General features: G+C 72.7%; 14 protein-coding genes. 3 read left to right on the top strand and 11 right to left on the bottom strand.

From position 1 onward, the window contains the following. From B9S58_RS01255 to B9S58_RS01245, 3 genes are all read right to left on the bottom strand, one after another. On the bottom strand, positions 1-347 hold a 347-nt coding region (locus tag B9S58_RS01255; RefSeq protein WP_146063435.1), incomplete at its 3' end, for a helix-turn-helix transcriptional regulator. A gap of 494 nt (positions 348-841) precedes the next feature. Further along, positions 842-1474, bottom strand: a complete 633-nt coding sequence (locus B9S58_RS01250) for a DUF3017 domain-containing protein (RefSeq protein ID WP_103530301.1) — start codon at positions 1472-1474, stop codon at positions 842-844. 24 nt (positions 1475-1498) lie between these two features. Continuing rightward, a complete protein-coding gene (locus tag B9S58_RS01245; protein ID WP_103530300.1) occupies positions 1499-2380 on the bottom strand; it encodes a bifunctional methylenetetrahydrofolate dehydrogenase/methenyltetrahydrofolate cyclohydrolase in 882 nt (293 codons plus the stop codon). Between the two features lie 220 nt (positions 2381-2600). On the opposite strand from B9S58_RS01245, the gene B9S58_RS01240 reads away from it, so the two are divergent. Next, complete coding sequence (locus B9S58_RS01240) at positions 2601-3254, top strand: RDD family protein (RefSeq protein ID WP_103530299.1); 654 nt, start codon at positions 2601-2603, stop codon at positions 3252-3254. Between the two features lie 82 nt (positions 3255-3336). Here the strand turns inward: B9S58_RS01240 and B9S58_RS01235 are convergent, their stop codons facing one another. The 3 genes from B9S58_RS01235 to purN all read right to left on the bottom strand — a co-directional run bounded on the left by B9S58_RS01235 (position 3337) and on the right by purN (position 7218). Then, on the bottom strand, positions 3337-4881 hold the full coding sequence (locus tag B9S58_RS01235; RefSeq protein ID WP_103530298.1) for a DUF2079 domain-containing protein: 1545 nt from the start codon (positions 4879-4881) through the stop codon (positions 3337-3339). Positions 4882-5021: 140 nt separating this feature from the next. After that, positions 5022-6575 carry a bifunctional phosphoribosylaminoimidazolecarboxamide formyltransferase/IMP cyclohydrolase gene (purH, locus tag B9S58_RS01230; protein ID WP_103530297.1) on the bottom strand — a complete coding sequence of 518 codons (1554 nt, stop codon included), beginning with the start codon at positions 6573-6575 and terminating at the stop codon, positions 5022-5024. Then, positions 6562-7218, bottom strand: coding sequence for a phosphoribosylglycinamide formyltransferase (purN, locus tag B9S58_RS01225; protein ID WP_103530296.1), 657 nt, complete (start codon positions 7216-7218; stop codon positions 6562-6564). Before purN ends, purH begins: the two co-directional genes overlap by 14 nt. A 271-nt stretch (positions 7219-7489) precedes the next feature. Between purN and B9S58_RS01220 the strand changes: the two genes are divergently transcribed. After that, positions 7490-8506 (top strand): hypothetical protein, encoded by a 1017-nt coding sequence (locus B9S58_RS01220; protein ID WP_103530295.1) that lies wholly within the window; start codon positions 7490-7492, stop codon positions 8504-8506. Here the strand turns inward: B9S58_RS01220 and B9S58_RS01215 are convergent. Continuing rightward, positions 8496-10220, bottom strand: coding sequence for a DUF6350 family protein (locus tag B9S58_RS01215; RefSeq protein ID WP_103530303.1), 1725 nt, complete (start codon positions 10218-10220; stop codon positions 8496-8498). The two genes, B9S58_RS01220 and B9S58_RS01215, sit on opposite strands and share 11 nt — an antisense overlap. Positions 10221-10346: 126 nt before the next feature. On the opposite strand from B9S58_RS01215, the gene B9S58_RS01210 reads away from it, so the two are divergent. Further along, on the top strand, positions 10347-11606 hold the full coding sequence (locus B9S58_RS01210; RefSeq protein WP_103530294.1) for a helix-turn-helix domain-containing protein: 1260 nt from the start codon (positions 10347-10349) through the stop codon (positions 11604-11606). Positions 11607-11730: 124 nt separating this feature from the next. On the opposite strand, the gene sucD is transcribed toward B9S58_RS01210, so the two are convergent. The 4 genes from sucD to B9S58_RS01190 form a co-directional block, all read right to left on the bottom strand. Next, positions 11731-12615, bottom strand: a complete 885-nt coding sequence (gene sucD, locus B9S58_RS01205; protein WP_103530293.1) for a succinate--CoA ligase subunit alpha — start codon at positions 12613-12615, stop codon at positions 11731-11733. A gap of 21 nt (positions 12616-12636) precedes the next feature. Next, positions 12637-13818 (bottom strand): ADP-forming succinate--CoA ligase subunit beta, encoded by a 1182-nt coding sequence (sucC, locus tag B9S58_RS01200; RefSeq protein WP_103530292.1) that lies wholly within the window; start codon positions 13816-13818, stop codon positions 12637-12639. 394 nt (positions 13819-14212) lie between these two features. Next, positions 14213-15553 (bottom strand): VWA domain-containing protein, encoded by a 1341-nt coding sequence (locus B9S58_RS01195; RefSeq protein ID WP_374935644.1) that lies wholly within the window; start codon positions 15551-15553, stop codon positions 14213-14215. Continuing rightward, positions 15550-17820 (bottom strand): DUF5682 family protein (locus B9S58_RS01190; RefSeq protein ID WP_103530291.1); only part of this gene is annotated, 2271 nt, incomplete at its 5' end. The genes B9S58_RS01190 and B9S58_RS01195, both read right to left, overlap by 4 nt.

The raw sequence follows: 17820 nt of genomic DNA, 5'->3' as shown, positions 1-17820 counted from the left end.
GCCGTGCCGAGCTCGCCGAGCGCGGCCCGGGCCTGCGTGATGCGGATGGCCTCCATCGTCATGTCGTGGCGCATCTCGGCCCGGCTCCAGGCCCGCTCCGCCAGCTCCCACATGGTCGTGAGGTGGTGCTGCGGGGTGCCCGTCACCTCGGCGAGGGCGACGACGGCCCGGCGCGGGGCGAGCAGACGCCCGTTGAGATACCGCTCCCAGGACGTCTTGCTGTAACCCGTGCGGTCGGCCACCGCGTTGATGTTCAGCCCGCTGCGGTCGACGAGCCGGCGCAGCTGGCTGGCGAACTCCCTGATCTGCGGGTCGAGCTCTTCGGGCAGTGCCTTCCAACGAGGCATCGCGTTTCCCCCCTCATGTCCCCCGGACGTCCTTGCTGTGCCCCGCTGCGGCCGGTCCCCCGGCCCGCCCATCCCCCGGTCCGCCCGCTGTCCGTCCGTTCCGGACCGTCAGCTGGACTATCCACGAGGATGTGCGGAACCGGGTTGTCAGTTCCTGAAGGGGGCGCACGGGAGCATTCGGGACGGGGTGCGTGACTTCACGCGCCCCGATCACTGTTCCGTCCACTGCTCTGCCTGCTCCGTGCCGCTCTGTGCGCCGTGCCAGTCTGCCATCGTTGCGCGGCGATCACACCGTGCCGGAATGGTCACTTCCGTGCCACAGGCCACAGTGAGCGCTTGTTCCGGCCTTTCATGTCCACGACGCTGGAGTCGGGACGGGGCAAGGTCGCCCATCTCGCCGCATGCCGGGCTTCTTGCCCGGTGGCCCCGTTCCGCCGTGGTGTCCGTCCCCCCTCGGGGGTGGGGACGGACACCGCGGTCGGCCGGGAAACGCTCTAGCGGACCGTGAAGCGGACCGCGTCCTCGATGATCGGGACGTCCAGCCACGGCCTGGGCTGTGCGACCAGCGCGAGGAGCACGATCAGCGTGCCCATCAGCCCGTACGTGACGAGGTCGGTGAAGCGGGAACGTACCGCCAGCATCCCGACCGAGGGCACCACCCAGCGCAGCGCGGCACCGGCGATCAGCCCGCCGCCGATCAGGATGGTGCCGATACGGAACGCCTCGTGGAACGGGTCCAGGGCCACGATCAGCAGGCCGAGGCCCGCCACGCAGAGCACGGTGAGCAGCGGCCACTGCCGGGCCGGGGCGGGCGAGCCACCGGACGCCGCCCGCCCGCCGCCCTCGGGCCGGGCGGTGTCCCGGGTGAACCGCGGGAACCGCCGCGACCGGCGGGGCCGCCCGGCGGTCGTGTCGTCCCGCCCGGCGGTCGTGTCGTCCCGCCCGGCGGTCTCGGCGTCCCGCCCGGCGGTCTCGGCCTTGTCCGTGGCCTTGTCCGTGGCCTTGTCCGTGGCCGGTTCGTCCGGCACGCCGGCCCCGGCCTGCCCGGCCTGCCCTTCCGGCTCGCCCTGCTCGTCCGCCGCCCGGCCCGCGGAGGCGGGGTCGGCCGGACTCGTACCAGCACCCATGGGGTTTCCTCCGGATCCGGGCTGTCAGCCCGCGGCGGCGGCGTCGGCGACCTCGGAGGCGGCCCGCTCGGCCGCCTCGACAACGTTGACCAGCAGCTGCGCACGGGTCATCGGACCGACGCCCCCGGGGTTCGGGGCGACCCAGGCGGCCACCTCGCGGACCCCCGGGTGCACATCGCCGACGATCTTGCCGTCCGCGTCCCGGCTGACGCCGACATCGAGCACGGCCGCGCCCGGCTTCACGTCCTCGGGCTTGATCAGGTGCGGCACCCCGGCGGCGGCGACGATGATGTCGGCCTGCCGCAGGTGGGAGGCGAGGCCCCGGGTGCCGGTGTGGCACTGGGTCACCGTGGCGTTCTCCGACTTACGGGTCAGCAGCAGCGGGATCGACCGGCCGATGGTGACACCGCGTCCGACGACCACGACGTGCGCCCCGTTGATCCCCACCCCGTGCGCGCGCAGCAGCTGGACGACGCCCTGCGGGGTGCAGGGCAGCGGGCCGGTCTCGTTGAGCACGAGACGGCCGAGGCTCATCGGGTGCAGCCCGTCGGCGTCCTTCGCCGGGTCCATCAGCTCCAGGACCCGGTTGGTGTCGATGCCCTTGGGCAGCGGCAGCTGGACGATGTAACCGGTGCACTCGGGGTTGGCGTTGAGCTCCCGGACGACGTCCTCGATCTCCTCCTGCGTGGCGGTGTCGGGAAGTTCGCGCTGGATGGAGCCGATGCCGACCTGGGCGCAGTCACGGTGCTTGCCGTTGACGTACCACCGGCTGCCCGGGTCGTCCCCGACGAGAAGGGTTCCGAGGCCGGGAGTGATCCCCTGCGCCTTGAGGGCCGCCACACGGACGGTCAGATCGGATTTGATCGCGGCAGCGGTGGCCTTGCCATCGAGAATCTGGGCAGTCATGGGCCCATCCTCGCGGATGACCCCGCCCGCATACCAATTGCCGGTGCCACCCCCGTACCGGAGATTGCACTTGCACAACTTCCAGGGCTCCGGACTGGACAAAAAGGGACTCCGCTCATAACGATGAAGTCCGCGGTTGTACGGGGGGCGGGCCGCTGACCGATGTCCTTCCTCCGTGTGGCCATGTCGTCCCCACACGTCTGTTGAAGGAACACCCCTTATGAGCTTCGGCGACCCGAACAACCCGTACGGGCAGCAGCCCGGCCAGCCTCCCCAGGGACCGCCCCAGGGACCGCCGCAGGGACAGCCCGGTTACGGCTACCCGCAGCAGGCTCCGCAGGGTGTCCCGCCGCAGGGCTACGGCTATTCGCAGCAGCAGCCGGGGTACCCCCAGCAGCCCGGTTACCCGCAGCAGAAGCCCGGCCAGCCCTACGACGGCTACCCGCAGCAGCCCGGCTACGGCGGCGGCATGCCGGAGCTGGCCCACTGGGGTCTGCGGTTCGGTGGGACCATCATCGACGGGCTCATCATCTTCATCCCGTACATCGTCTTCATCGCCATCGGCAGCGCCATGGGCGACTCGGCCGGCGGCGTGATGGTCATGATCGGCGCCCTCCTGGCGTTCGGCCTCGGCATCTGGCAGCTGTACCAGGAGGGCACCACCGGCCAGACGATCGGCAAGAAGGCCGTGGGCATCCGCCTGCTGCGCGAGGCCGACGGCCGCCCGCTGGGCTTCGGCATGGCCTTCGTCCGCCGCCTGGCCCACATCCTCGACTCGCCGTGCTACATCGGCTTCCTGTGGCCGCTGTGGGACGAGAAGAAGCAGACGTTCGCGGACAAGGTCTGCTCGACGGTGGTCGTCAAGGCCGGCTGACGCGCCTGTCCGGACCTGCCGCGAGGGCCGCACCCCGTGATCGGGTGCGGCCCTCGCGGCAGGTCCGGCGACGGCGGCCCGGTCAGTCGCCCCGTACGCCCGGGATCTCCGCCGGCTCCGGTGTCGTGCGCTCCATCACCACGAAGCTGCCGCCGCGGTGCTTGAGCCGGTAGCGCGCCTCGGGGTGCAGTTGCTGGGCGTACGCCACCGGGTCCTGGATCGGGCGGGACCAGCCGAAGTCCAGGTTGATGGCGACGATGTCGGGTGCGGTGCCCGGGGCCCCGCCGACCCAGTAGACGGTGCGGTCGGAGGTGAGGTGGGCCATCAGCGTGATGTCCGTCTCGACCCGCGACCCGACCGGGATGGCGTCCAGCGCCGCCCGGGCCGCCTGGCTGCGGGCGTTGTCGGTGCGGTAGGTCTCCGGGCGCAGCAGATCGCGCAGCGGCAGGTGCTGGGTCATCGCGACGGCGATCGCGGCCGCGACGGGCACGGCGGCCTTCGCGTACGAGGCGAGCCAGGGGCGGTGCGAGTCGCGGCTGCGGCGGACGCCGTCGGCCAGCGCGAGGAAGAGCACCGGCATGAGGATCGCGCTGTAGTGCCAGACCATGCCCCAGTGGTTGCTGTCCTGCGAGAGCAACCGCCAGCCTAGCGTGGGGATGATCAGCAGCGTCAGCGGTGAACACAGCGCCATGAACGCGGTGATGCCGATCAGGAAGACCAGCATCTCGATCTTGACGGAGGAGTCGAGGACGCCGAGGACGGAGTCCAGCACCGAGACGTCCTGCTCACCATCCTTTTCGATCTTCGTCCAGTAGTCGTACGTCCCCGCGCTGCTGGCCGCCGGGATGAGGACCACGAGGGTGACGACGAAGGCCACGACCCCGAACGCGGCGAGCAGCGCGCCCTGGAGCCGACGGCCGTACACGAAGAGCAGGAAGCCGACGACCGCCACGGTGGCGCCCAGGTCCTCCTTGACCAGGACCAGGGGCAGCGACCACAGCAGGGCGGCCGTCCAGCGCCGCAGGAGCAGGGCACGGCAGACGAGGGCCAGCAGCGGTACGGCGAACGCGATCTCGTGGAAGTCGGCCTTCACCGCTTCCTGGATTCCCCAGGAGAGCCCGTAGGCGACGGTGACGCAGAGCCCGGAGCGCCCGCCGAGGAGCTGCTGGGTGGTGCGGCCGACGATGACCGCCCCCAGCGCGAACAGCGCGGCCTGTGCGAACAACAGGGCCTCGGCCGACGGCCAGAGCCAGTACAGCGGGGCCAGCAGCGCCACGATCGGGGAGAAGTGGTCGCCGAGGATCAGATAACCGGGCCCCTTGATGTCGACGACCGGGGCGTCGAACCCGGCGTACGCCCTGACCTCCTGCTCGAAGATCCCCAGGTCCCAGGAGGGCGAGCCGAAACGGGCGTACTGGAAGTACGAGTAGAGGAAGTAGAGCGCGCAAAGGATCGCGCCGGCGATGAGGTACGGGCGCAGGGGTACGCGGGCGGCAGCGGCAGCGCCCGTACGCGGCGCATCGCCGGCCGGACGGGCGTCCGGCGCGGCGGCGTCCGGCCCCGGGCCCTGGGCGGGCAGGCGTCCCGGTTCCGACCGGCCCGTTCCACTCTTGTTCAGCTCAAGCACGGTGACTGCCCCCGCTAGGGATTTCCACGGGCGTTCATTAGAACAGAGCGGCGAGCGGATTCCGTACGACATACACGACGGACACCACCGGCACGGCCGAGGCCGCACCCCCCTGCCGGAGGTGCGGCCTCGGGTGCTGCTCAGTGGAAGAAGTGGCGCGTCCCGGTGAGGTACATCGTCACGTCCGCCTTCTTCGCGGCCTCGATCACCAGCTCGTCGCGGACGGATCCGCCGGGCTGGGCGACGGCCTTGATACCGGCGGCCGTGAGGATCTCCAGGCCGTCGGGGAACGGGAAGAAGGCGTCGGACGCGGCGTACGAGCCTGCTGCCCGCTCCTCGCCCGCCCGCTCGACGGCGAGCCTCGCGGAGTCGACCCGGTTGACCTGGCCCATGCCGACGCCGACCGAGGCGCCGTCCTTGGCGAGCAGGATCGCGTTGGACTTGACCGCGCGACATGCCTTCCAGGCGAAGGCCAGCTCCTTCAGCTCCGCCTCGGAGAGCGCCTCGCCGGTGGCCAGGGTCCAGTTGGCCGGGTCGTCGCCGTCCGCCTGGAGGCGGTCGGTGACCTGGAGCAGCGCGCCGCCGTCGATGGCCTTGACCTCGAACGCGGTGGCCGGGGCCTCGGGGGCGCGCAGCACACGGATGTTCTTCTTGCGGGCCAGCACCTCGACGGCACCGTCCTCGTAGGCCGGGGCGACGATGACCTCGGTGAAAATCTCCGCGACCTGCTCGGCCATCTCGACGCTCACCGGCCGGTTGACGGCGATGACGCCGCCGAACGCGGAGAGCGGGTCGCAGGCGTGCGCGTTGCGGTGCGCGGTGGCGACGTCGTCGGCGATGGCGATGCCGCACGGGTTGGCGTGCTTGATGATCGCGACGCACGGCTCGGCGTGGTCGTAGGCGGCGCGGCGGGCGGCGTCGGTGTCCGTGTAGTTGTTGTAGGACATCTCCTTGCCGTGCAGCTGCTCCGCCTCGGCGAGACCTCCGTCGCCGGAGGTGTAGAGCGCGGCGGGCTGGTGCGGGTTCTCGCCGTAGCGCAGGACGTTCTTGCGGGTGAAGGTGTCGCCGAGGAACTCGGGCAGGCCCGAGTCGTCGGCGGCCGCGTAGTCGTCCACGAACCAGGAGGCAACGGCCACGTCGTACGCCGCGGTGTGCTGGAACGCCTCGGCGGCCAGCCGCTTGCGGGCGGTGAGGTCGAAGCCGCCGTCCTTGACCGCGGCGAGGACGTCGGTGTACCGCCCGGGGCTGGTGACGACGGCGACCGACGGGTGGTTCTTCGCGGCGGCGCGGACCATCGAGGGGCCGCCGATGTCGATCTGCTCGACGCACTCGTCGTCGGAGGCGCCCGAGGCGACGGTCTCCTTGAACGGGTAGAGGTTCACCACGACCAGGTCGAAGGGCTCGACGCCGAGCTCGGCGAGCTGCTCGCGGTGGGCGTCCAGGCGGAGGTCGGCGAGGATGCCGGCGTGCACCCGGGGGTGCAGCGTCTTGACGCGGCCGTCCAGGCACTCGGGGAAGCCGGTGAGCTCCTCGACCTTGGCGACCGGAACTCCGGCGGCGGCGATCCTTCCGGCGGTGGAGCCGGTGGAGACGAGTTCGACGCCCGCCTCGTGCAGACCGCGGGCGAGGTCTTCGAGCCCCGTCTTGTCGTAGACACTGACCAGGGCGCGGCGGATGGGCTTATTCACCGACATGACCGAGATGAACCTTTCGTCCCTCAATGCGATAGCCGTCACGGGCGATCCGCCCCACGGCCTCGACGAGCAGCGAGCGCTCGACTTCCTTGATGCGTTCGTGAAGGGCGGCTTCGCCCTCCGGGGTGTCCTCCTCGGTCACCTCGACCACGCCCTGCGCGATGATCGGACCGGTGTCGACGCCGTCGTCGACGAAGTGGACGGTGCAGCCCGTGACCTTGACGCCGTACGCGAGTGCGTCACGCACTCCGTGGGCGCCGGGGAAGCTGGGCAGCAGGGCGGGGTGGGTGTTGACGAACCGGCCGCCGAAAGCGGCGAGGAACGCGGGGCCCACGATCTTCATGAAACCGGCGGAGACGACGAGGTCCGGACGGTGCTCGGCGACGGCCGCGGCGAGCGCCCCGTCCCACTCCGCACGCGTCGCGTGGCCCTTGAGCTTGCACACGAACGTGGGGATTCCGGCCCGCTCCGCACGCTCCAGACCACCGGTCCCGTCGCGGTCCGCGCCGACCGCGACGATCCGCGCTCCGTACCCCTCGGGGTCGTCGTCGATGGCGTCGAGGAGCGCCTGGAGATTCGTACCGGATCCGGAGACCAGCACGACCAGCCTGGCAGGAGAGGCTGAGGGGGGCGGGGAGGCCACGTCGGGGCCCTTTCTCACGTGATGACCGCGGGGTGACGCAGGTGCGGCATGCTCTTTGTAGGGTCGTACGAAAGTATCGCTTCGCCCGATACGGGGAACCCTACGAACGGGCCGACCGTCAGCAACGATACCGGCACACCCGACGGCCCCCACGGGACGGGGGCGTGACCGGGAGGTAGCGTCAGGGGACAGCTCACCGTCCACCGGGCTCCTCCCGGCGGACGAACCGTCCTCCGGGCGGACATGACGAGATGGGGAAGACGTTCACCACATGCCGGACCGACGCCGCAGCACCGCCTTCCGCCTCCCCCTGCCCGAGCGGTCCGCTCCGCTGATGCGGGAACGCCAGTCCTCTTCACCGGGCTCCTCCACCTCGGGCTCCTCCTCATCGGGCCCCTCTTCCTCGGGGGGCTCCTCCTCCGGGACCTCCGCGCCGGGTTCCTCCTCCACCGGTTCCTCCTCGGGATCCGCTCCGGTCTCCGGCTCCGCCGGGAAGCCGCCGGAGGACAACCCGTTCGCCGCGCCGCCCGCGGACCGTCCGGACCAGCCGTGGCAGCCGCGCCGTCCCTCCGCGCCGGACGGATCCAACGGGTCCGACGGGCCGGGCGAGAACGGTGGGTCCGACGCCGACGGCTCCTTCGGCGACCGCCCGTCGTGGGGCAGCCAGTGGAGCAGCAAGCAGCCCGGCCGGGGCAACGGCGGCTTCGGCGGCGGCCCCGGGGGCAACGGATCCGGCGGCCCCGGGGGCAAGGGCGGAACCGACCGCGGCGGGCCGGGCGGACCACGCTGGGACCCCACGGACCCCGCACAGCGGCGCGCCCGCTACGCGGTGCTCGGCGGCATGTGGGCCTTCTTCTTCGCCCTCTTCGAGTTCACGGAGCTCGCCCTGCTGCTGGGTGCGCTCTCGGCGTACTGGGCGATCAGCGCGCTCCGCACCCCGCTGAAGAACGCCTCCACGACCGACCGCACGGGGGCGGGCGGCACGGGGGCGGCCGGGGCCGCTTCCAGCCCCGGAGCCACGGCGGACGACGTCTCCGGGGCCGCACCCGCCGCGCCCGCGCCCGCCGCCCCGCAGGGCGTCAGCAGCAGGCAGCAGACCACGGCGGCCGTCAGCGGCCTGGTGACCGCCCTGCTGGCGCTGCTCATCGTGGCGACGACGTTCACCGTGCAGCTCGTCTACCGCGACTACTACACCTGCGTGAACGACGCCCTGACCAAGACCGGCGCGGTGGCCTGCAACGACCAGCTGCCGAAGCCGCTGGAGCCGTTCTTCGGCGTCAAGAAGTAGTCTCCGGGCCGTCCGGCTCCGCCACAGGACGGTCCGCGGCGAGATCGGCGGGGAAAGCGGCGGGGAAGTCGGCCATCAGTCCGCCGGACCCCTGCTTCAGGGAGGCCCGACGGGCCTCCCTGAAGTCTTTCTCGTGCCAGGGGGCGGCCGGGAGGAAGTCGTACGGCTCGAACCCCGCGTCACCCCGCCCCGCCCCCTGGCCCGGCAGCGCGCCGGAGGCCGCTTCGGGCGCCGGGCCGGAAGCCGGAACAGCACCCGGAGCGGCCGGGGCCGCGGAACCACCCGGCCCCGCATCGCCGGACTCGCCCTCCGGCTCGTCCTCCGTGCCGCCCCGCCCACGCCACGGCGTCCACCAGCGACGCGGACGCCCCGCGACGACCGCCGGCTCCTCCTCGACCGCCGCCGGGAGCTCCTCCGCTTCGGGTACCTCCACGTCCCCGCGCCAGGCCCAGCCCAGGGTGCGCAGTCGCCACAACCGCAGCAGCAGGGCCGCCGGTACGCCGACGGCCGCGGTCCACGCCAGCGCCGCCGGGCCGGTCAGCCACCACACCGGGCCGAACGCGCTCAGCGCCCCGGTACCGAGGGGCCCACCGGCCACCACCGTGAGCAGCGCCGTTCCCACGCCGCACCCCAGCGCGGCGAGCAGGGTCACCAGCACCGTCTCTCGTGGGCTCCACGCCTGTGCCCGGGGCGCGTCGGCGGGCGCTGCCCTGCGGGCGGTGAACCAGGCGACCGCCAGCGCGGCCGCCACCGGCACCGCCAGGACCGCCCCGTTCAGCAGGGTGCCCGGCCCCTGGTCCGGCACAGCGGCCAGCAGGGGAAAGCGGGGCACCGCCGGGTCACCTTCGAGGCCCAGCGGGGTGGCGGTGGCTCCCGTACCGAGCGAGAAGCCGGGGCCCAGCCCGTACGCGGCTCCCCACAGCGCGGCGTTCGGCACGAGCGCGGCGGCCAGCAGGAGCACGGCGAACCGGCCCGGCCAGTCGCCCGCGAGCGCCAGGAACGCGTCCTGGGCCGCCACCGCGTTCCGGCCGAGCGCCACCGCGACCAGCAGCCCACCGCCCCCGAGCAGCACCATCACGCCCACCGCGGCCGCCCGGCACGCCGTCCCGGACCGGTTGCGGAAGAGCGTCCGCGCGAACGCCTCCTGAAGCACCAGGGGAGACCAGGACGGCAGGGGCCCGAACGGCCGCCCGGCCGCCGTCCACACCCCGGCCGCCGCCGCACCGGCCACCACCAGCGCCACCGGGAACACCAGTGTGTCCGGGTCCACCCGCAGCGAGCCGCCCCGCGCATAGGCCGCCGCACCGGCCACCACCAGCAGGTATCCCGCGGTCACCGCGCAGAACGCGCCTGCCTGCGAAGGCCTGGGCCGCCCCTCCTCCGGCTCCGCCGCATCACGCGCCGCGCGGTGCGTCAGCCAGACCGGGCCCAGCACGAGCAGCAGCGGCACCATGCCGACGGGCGCGGGAACGCCACTCAGCGTGTCGGGGCGTACGAGTCCGGCGCCGTGGGCAAGCAGCCAGACCCCGGCGGCCGCGCGCAGCGCCCCGCCCGGTCCACTGTCCGGGAACGGGGAGCTGATCCACACCACCATGACCAGCACCGTCAGCGCCCCGAGGCCGAGGCCGGCGGCGGCGGCGCCCCGCACCAGGGCGGAGGCCAGGGCGAGGGTGCGGTTCCGCTCGGCCGTCGCCTTCGGGCCGCGTTGCGTCATCTGGGTCACGCGGCCCATGCTGCCAACGACACGCGCTTATCCCGGGTAACGCGCGGACAGCCGCCGTGTCGCCCAATATACGTTTATGTACTTTTTCACCCAGCGCGGCGCTGGCGGGGGTCACCCATGACCCGGAGCACGACCGACGAGGCCACCGTGCCGCCGCTGCCCTCCCCCAAGGAGCGCCGCAGACTGCGCGTGGCGAAAGCGCTGAGCGAGGAGCAGGTCGCGGCGGCGGTCGGTGTCACGCGCGCCACCGTGCGCTCCTGGGAGACGGGGCGCACGAGCCCGCGCGGACGCAGGCGCGCGCTGTACGCGAAGCTCATCGCGTCCGAACCGGAGACGCCCCCCGCCACGGCGCCTCCGACACCTCTGGCGCCCCCGGCACCCCCAGTGCCCTCGGCACCCCCAGCGCCTCCGACGCCTCCGACGGTTCCGGCCTCGGCGGGGCCGGGAGCCACCCTCGGAGCCGCCCCGGAAACCCCGCCCGTGGACGGCGCCGGTACGGATGCGAGCGCGGTGGGGACGGTGGGATACGCGGATGCGGACGCCGCCGGCGAGCGGCGGCTCTCACCCGCCGAGGCGTTCGACGAGCTGTACGCCCGCACCGCCCCCGGCCTCGTCCGGCAGACCTATCTGATGGCCGGCCGCCGCACCCTGGCCCGCGAGTCCGTCGAGCGCGCCTTCCAGCTGGCCTGGCACCGCTGGCCCGAGGTGGCCGTCGACCGTGACCCGGCCGGCTGGGTGCGCGCGGCGGCGTACGAGTACGCGATGTCCCCCTGGCACCGGCTGCGCCGCGCGCACCGGCACCCCGACGCCCCGCCCACGGAGCCGGGCAAGCGGGCGCTGTTCGACGCGCTGCTCGATCTGCCCCCGGCCTACCGGCGCACGCTGCTCCTGTACGACGGCGTCGGCCTGGACCTCCCGGAGACCGCGGCCGAGACGGAGGCCAGCACCCCGGCGGCGGCGGGCCGTCTGCTGACCGCCCGCGCCGCCGTCGCCGAGCGGCTCCCCGAACTCGCGGCCGCCGGCTCGCCCGCCGAGCAGTCGGCCCTGCTGCACGACCGGCTCGGCGGGCTCGCGCGCGCCGAGCACGTCCCCGTACCGCAGCCGGCCGGAACCGTGCGCTCCGGCAGCGAGAACAGGGCCAGGCTGTGGACCCGGGCCGTCATCGCGGGCGCCGCGCTCCTCATCGCCGTGACCGGTCTGACCCTGCACACCGCACCCACCCACTACGAGCAGCCGATCTCCCCCGCCGAGCGGGTCGGGGGCGTACCGCCGCGCGGTGGTCCGCAGAAGCTCACCGCGCAGGACCTGAAGCTCCAGAAGTCGCTGCGCGAGCAGTTGGCACACGGCCCGGAGCGGCTGATTCCGCAGCTTCGGTAAGCCGTGGCCCCGGCGGCAGGCACGTACGTACGTACACGAACGGCGCGGGCCCGCACCCCCTGGGTCCTTCAGGGGTACGGGCCCGCGCCGTTCGCCGCGTGTCTCCGCGGCCTGACTGCCTGCGTCAGGCGCCGAGAATCTCGCGCGCCAGCTTGGCGGTCTCGGTCGGCGTCTTGCCGACCTTCACGCCTGCGGCCTCAAGGGCCTCCTTCTTCGCCTGGGCGGTGCCCGAGGAGCCGGAGACGATGGCGCCGGCGTGGCCCATGGTCTTGCCCTCCGGGGCGGTGAAGCCCGCGACGTAGCCGACGACCGGCTTGGTGACGTTCTTCGCGATGAAGTCGGCGGCACGCTCCTCGGCGTCGCCGCCGATCTCGCCGATCATCACGATGAGGTCGGTGTCCGGGTCCGCCTCGAACGCCGCGAGGGCGTCGATGTGCGTGGTGCCGATGATCGGGTCGCCACCGATGCCGACGGCGGAGGAGAAGCCGATGTCACGGAGCTCGTACATCATCTGGTAGGTCAGCGTGCCGGACTTCGACACGAGACCGATGCGGCCGGGCTTGGTGATGTCGCCCGGGATGATGCCGGCATTGGACTGGCCGGGGGTGATGAGACCCGGGCAGTTCGGGCCGATGATCCGGGTCTTGTTGCCCTTCGCACCGGCGTACGCCCAGAAGGCGGCCGAGTCGTGGACGGCGATGCCCTCGGTGATCACGACGGCGAGCGGGATCTCGGCGTCGATCGCCTCGACGACGGCGGCCTTCGAGAAGGCCGGCGGCACGAAGAGGACGGACACGTTCGCGCCGGTCTTCTCCATCGCCTCGGCGACGGAGCCGAAGACCGGTACCTCGGTGCCGTCGAAGTCGACGGAGGTGCCGGCCTTGCGCGGGTTCACGCCGCCGACGATGTTGGTGCCGTCGGCGAGCATGAGCTTGGTGTGCTTCATGCCCGTCGCGCCGGTCATCCCCTGGACGATGACCTTGCTGTCCTTGGTGAGGAAGATAGCCATGGTGGTCTGAGTCCCTCTTCCTTACTTCGCAGCCGCGGCGAGCTCGGCGGCCTTGTCGGCCGCGCCGTCCATGGTGTCCACGCGCTGCACGAGCGGGTGGTTGGCATCGGAAAGGATCTTGCGACCCAGCTCCGCGTTGTTGCCGTCGAGACGCACGACCAGCGGCTTCTCGACCTTCTCGCCCTTGGACTCGAGCAGCGCGAGCGCCTGCACGATGCCGTTGGCGACCTCGTCGCAGGCGGTGATGCCACCGAAGACGTTGACGAACACGGACGTGACGTCCGGGTCGCCGAGGATGATCTCCAGGCCGTTCGCCATGACCTCCGCGGAGGCGCCGCCACCGATGTCGAGGAAGTTGGCGGGCTTCACGTTGCCGTGGTTCTCACCGGCGTACGCGACGACGTCCAGGGTCGACATGACCAGACCGGCACCGTTACCGATGATGCCGACCTCGCCGTCGAGCTTGACGTAGTTGAGGTTCTTGGCCTTGGCGGCAGCCTCGAGCGGGTCGGCTGCGGCCTTGTCCTCGAGCGCCTCGTGACCCGGCTGGCGGAAGTCGGCGTTCTCGTCGAGAGACACCTTGCCGTCCAGGGCCAGGATGCGGCCGTCCTTGGTCTTCACCAGCGGGTTGACCTCGACGAGGAGGGCGTCCTCGGCGACGAAGGTGTCCCACAGGGTCACCAGGGCTTCGGCGACACCCTCGGCCACGTCGGCCGGGAACTTCGCCTGGGCCACGATCTCGCGGGCCTTGACGATGTCGACCCCGTCGACGGCGTTGACCGGGACCTTCGCGAGGGCCTCGGGGGTCTTCTCCGCGACCTCCTCGATGTCCATGCCGCCCTGCACCGAGGCCATGGCCAGGAAGGTGCGGTTGGTGCGGTCGAGGAGGTACGAGACGTAGTACTCCGCCTCGATCTCCGGGGACAGCTCGGCGATCATCACCTTGTGGACCGTGTGGCCCTTGATGTCCATGCCGAGAATGTCGGTCGCCCGGGCGACCGCCTCGTCGGGGTCGGCTGCCAGCTTGACGCCGCCGGCCTTGCCGCGGCCGCCGACCTTCACCTGCGCCTTGACGACAGACTTGCCGCCCAGCTTCTCGGTCGCCTCGCGGGCTGCCTCAGGCGTGTCGATGACTTCACCGGCCAGCACCGGTACACCGTGCTTGGCGAAGAGGTCCCTCGCCTGGTACTCGAACAGGTCCACGCGCGTCCGTCCCTTTTAGTGGTATCGCGGTTCGTTCTTCTGCGTGGGCGTGCCGCGAAGGGCAACGTGACTGCGCTGTCACTAGGGAGGCGTACACGGTGTCCGAGTACGCGGCATGTCCATCCGGCAGGTTATCCCCGCGCTCCGTGTGACCCTAAATCGCAGATCACACCTGAGCGGTGATAACGGTCACAGAGGGTGGCCCCTCCGGCTCCCGGACAGGGCTCGCCGGAGGCCTGAGGAGGCCGGCACGCCCCCGGAGACGTGCCGCCGAACGGGACGCGAAAGCGGCGACCCGGCGCACTCGAAACCGTTCGGGATGCGCCCGGCACACATGAACGGGTCCGACATCCACTCATGCGCACCGGCCAGGACCGGTCACGCCAGTCCCTGGTTACTGTTGGGCCTCCTTGTCCGGTATGGGCAGTGGCCTCTTCTCGATCGCCGCCGCCATGACGTCCGGGAAGAGATCCGGCGTACAGGCGAACGCGGGTGCGCCCAGCGCGCCGAGCGCCGCCGCGTGCTCGTGGTCGTACGCGGGCGCTCCCTCGTCGGAGAGTGCGAGCAGCGCCACGAACTGCACGCCTGAGGCCTTCATCGCGGCGACCCGCTTGAGCATCTCGTCGCGTATGCCGCCCTCGTAGAGGTCGCTGATGAGGACGACGACGGTGTCCGCGGGGCGGGTGATCCTCGACTGGCAGTAGGCGAGCGCCCGGTTGATGTCGGTGCCGCCGCCGAGCTGGGTGCCGAAGAGGACGTCGACCGGGTCGTCGAGCTGGTCGGTGAGGTCGACGACCGCCGTGTCGAAGACGACGAGCCGGGTCGACAGGGTGCGCATGGAGGCGAGCACCGCGCCGAAGACCGAGGCGTGGACGACCGACGCGGCCATCGAGCCCGACTGGTCGATGCACAGGACGACGTCCTTCCTGGCGGACCGGGAGGCGCGGCCGTGGCCGACGAGGCGCTCTGGGACGATCGTGCCCCTCCCCTCCGCGCCTCCCGGGACGGGGAGGTAGTTCTTGAGGTTGGCCCGGATGGTGCGGTTCCAGTCGATGTCCCGGTGGCGCGGCCGGCTGATCCGCGCCGAGCGGTCCAGGGCGCCGGCCAGGGTGGCCCTGGTCCGGCTCTCCAGACGCTTCTCCAGGTCCTCGACGACCTTGCGGACGACGGCGCGTGCGGTCTCCTTCGTCGTCTCGGGCATCGCCTTGTTGAGCGAGAGCAGGGTGCCGACGAGGTGGACGTCCGCCTCGACCGCCTCCAGCATCTCCGGCTCCAGGAGCAGGGCCGCCAGGCCGAGCCGGTCGATCGCGTCGCGCTGCATGACCTGGACCACGGAGCCGGGGAAGTAGGTCCGGATGTCGCCGAGCCAGCGGGCGACGGATGGTGCCGACGCGCCGAGTCCCGCCGAACGGCCACCGGTGCCCCGGCCGCCGGGCTTCTTCCCGGCGCCCTCGCCGTACAGCACGGTCAACGCATCGTCCATCGCCGCGTCCTGGCCGGTGAGGGCGCACCCGGTGCTGTCGGCGCTGTCCGCGCCGAGCACCATCCGCCAGCGCCGCAGCCGTTCGGCATCGGGCTCGGGCGGGGCGGTGGGCCGCACGGCCTGCGAGGCCTGTGCCGTCGTCGTCCGTTCCATCGTCTCCCCCGTCGGGTCCGTCGTGTCCGGGTCCGTCGTGTCCGGGCCCGTCTGGTCCGGGCCCGTCTGGTCCGGGTCCGTTGTCGTGGTCGTCGTCATCCGGCGGCCTCCGCGGGCTCGGTCCCGCGGCCGAGCAGCAGGCGCAGCACCGGCTCCACCGCGTCGGCCCTGGCCCGGTCGAGACCGGGCCCGAAGCCTCCGGGCACCCGGCCGGCGTCGTCCCGGCGGGCGCTCTCGGGAGCGGGTCCACGCCGGACCAGCTCGCCCAGGGTGCGCCGTACGCCGGGTTCGTACGCGGAGAACGTGCGGCGCAGCAGCGGCAGCACATCGGTGAACAGGTCGGCGGGAACACCGGTCAGCCAGGCGTCGACGAGGCCGAGCAGCCGCTCGTCATGGACCAGCAGCATGCCGCCGCCCGAGGCGCCGCCGACGAACCCCTCGATCCAGGCGGCGGCGTCGGCGGGCGGGGTGCCGGGCGAGAGTGCCAGGCCCATCAGCCGGGCCGCCGCGTCCTCCGCCAGCCGTCCCTCGTCCAGGAGCAGCCGGGTGGCCCGGCCCCGGATGATTCCGGCGACCGCGCCCCGGGCCGCCAGCTTGTGCAGGACGGCGTCCCAGCGCTCCCGCAGCCCTTCGGCGGGGGCCGTTCCGGCGAGCAGCAGTCCGATCGCGCCGTGCACGGCCTCCACCTGACGGCGCAGTGCCTCGGCCCCGTCGGCGTCGAGGCCGGTGCAGGCGGGCGGCAGGCCGACGCAGATCCGCTCGGCGAGTCCGGCGGCGACCTCCGCGAGCGCCGCCGTGTCCGTGGAGCGCACGTCCCCGTACCGCAGGGAGCGGGCCAGGGCGGGCAGCGCGTCCGCGAGGTGGCCGACGTCCGCGTCGAGGGCGGCCCGGTCGGCGAGGGCCTTCATCACGACGGGCAGCGCGTCGGGGAGTCCGGCCAGGAGGCAGCGTTCGGCGAGTGCGGTGACGTCGGCCAGAGCGGTCGCCGCCACGGCCTCCGACTCGGCCTTCGCGGTGGCGGCGGTGAGCACGGTGGTGCCCCACACGCCCGCCTCCGCGACCCGGACGTGCAGTTCCGGTTCCCAGCTGAGCCGCCAGCTCTCCCGGAAGGTGCCGGTGCTGCCCCGCCCCGCGACCGGGTCGCCCCAGCCGATGTCGAGGAGACGCAGCCGGTGCAGGAGGCGGCTGCGGGCGGCGTCGGTCTCCTTGCGCAGGTCGAGGTCCAGCTCGCGTTCCGACGCCTCCGGTTTGAGCCGGAGGGTCCGCTGACTGCGGGTCAGGTCCCGTTGCAGCGGGACGGCCGGTGCGGCGTCCGGCACCTCGCCGAGGGTCTCGCCGACGATCAGCCGGTCCCGGACGAGGACGAGCGGAACGTCGGACCCCTCGCACATCACGGCCCGCACCGCGTCGGTCGTCTCGCCCAGGCCGGCCAGCGGACGGCCCCGGAGGGCGGCGAGGGTCTCGGCGAGCCGGACGGCCTCGATGACATGGGCGGTGGAGACGAACCGGTCCTCCTCGCGCAGCAGTCCGGCGACCTTGGTCATCCATCGCTCGATCGGCCGGTCGGGCACGTCGAAGAGATGCCCGTACCAGCCGGGTGAGTCGATCCCGGCCCCGTATCCGCTGTGCCGGGCGAGGCGGCGGTGGGTCCACGGCACCCAGGTCAGGTCGGTCCTGACCTTCGGGAGGCCCTTGAGCAGGGCGCGGTCGGCGGCGAGGGTGGTCCGCGCGGCGAGGGCGGGGACGTGCCAGGCGCCGCACACGACCGCGACGTCGTCCCCGAACTCCTTGCGCGCGGTACGCAGCTGGATCCGCATGTACGCCTCGCGCACCGCGTCCCGGGGCTGCCCGCCGTCGCCGTACGTCTCGCGGAGAGCGCTCATGGCCTCCGCCAGCGCGACGAACGGCGCCAGCGCGTCGTCGGCCGTTCCCCAGGTGAGCGTTGCTCCGGTGGGTGCTGCTCCGGTGGGTGCGCGGTGCTCGACGACGTCCTCCCACCAGCGTTCGGGGTCGTCGTGTCCGGCGGTCTCAGCGAGCACCCGGATCGGGTCGACGACCGGCGTGACCCCGTCCGCAGCCCGCTCCCCCGGCGCCGCGTCGCTCCCCTGCCCCGGCGCGGGTTCCTTGAGCGCGAGGGAGTGGGCGGCGGGCAGGTCGATGAAGCGGACCGGGACGTCGTGGTCGAGAGCCCAGCGGATGGCCACCCACTCCGGCGAGAACGCGGCCATCGGCCAGAAGGAGGCCCGCCCCGGGTCGTCCACGGCGTGCGCGAGAAGCGCGACCGGAGGACGCATCCGCGGGTCGGCGGCGAGGGGCAGCAGTGCGTCGCCCTCGGGCGGCCCCTCGATGAGGACGGCGGCGGGGCG

The organism is Streptomyces sp. SM11, assembly GCF_002910905.1.
Lineage (GTDB): Bacteria > Actinomycetota > Actinomycetes > Streptomycetales > Streptomycetaceae > Streptomyces.
The sequence above is the reverse complement of the archived record's forward strand: the minus strand, read 5'-3'. Positions and strand labels throughout refer to the sequence as shown.

Excerpts from the sequence above, each read along its gene's own strand:
- B9S58_RS01250 (WP_103530301.1), bottom strand. The coding sequence starts at position 1,474 with ATGGGTGCTGGTACGAGTCCGGCCGACCCCGCCTCCGCGGGCCGGGCG.
- B9S58_RS01245 (WP_103530300.1), bottom strand. The coding sequence starts at position 2,380 with ATGACTGCCCAGATTCTCGATGGCAAGGCCACCGCTGCCGCGATCAAA.
- B9S58_RS01240 (WP_103530299.1), top strand. The coding sequence starts at position 2,601 with ATGAGCTTCGGCGACCCGAACAACCCGTACGGGCAGCAGCCCGGCCAG.
- purH (WP_103530297.1), bottom strand. The coding sequence starts at position 6,575 with ATGTCGGTGAATAAGCCCATCCGCCGCGCCCTGGTCAGTGTCTACGAC.
- B9S58_RS01220 (WP_103530295.1), top strand. The coding sequence starts at position 7,490 with ATGCCGGACCGACGCCGCAGCACCGCCTTCCGCCTCCCCCTGCCCGAG.
- B9S58_RS01215 (WP_103530303.1), bottom strand. The coding sequence starts at position 10,220 with ATGACGCAACGCGGCCCGAAGGCGACGGCCGAGCGGAACCGCACCCTC.
- B9S58_RS01210 (WP_103530294.1), top strand. The coding sequence starts at position 10,347 with ATGACCCGGAGCACGACCGACGAGGCCACCGTGCCGCCGCTGCCCTCC.
- sucD (WP_103530293.1), bottom strand. The coding sequence starts at position 12,615 with ATGGCTATCTTCCTCACCAAGGACAGCAAGGTCATCGTCCAGGGGATG.
- B9S58_RS01195 (WP_374935644.1), bottom strand. The coding sequence starts at position 15,553 with ATGACGACGACCACGACAACGGACCCGGACCAGACGGGCCCGGACCAG.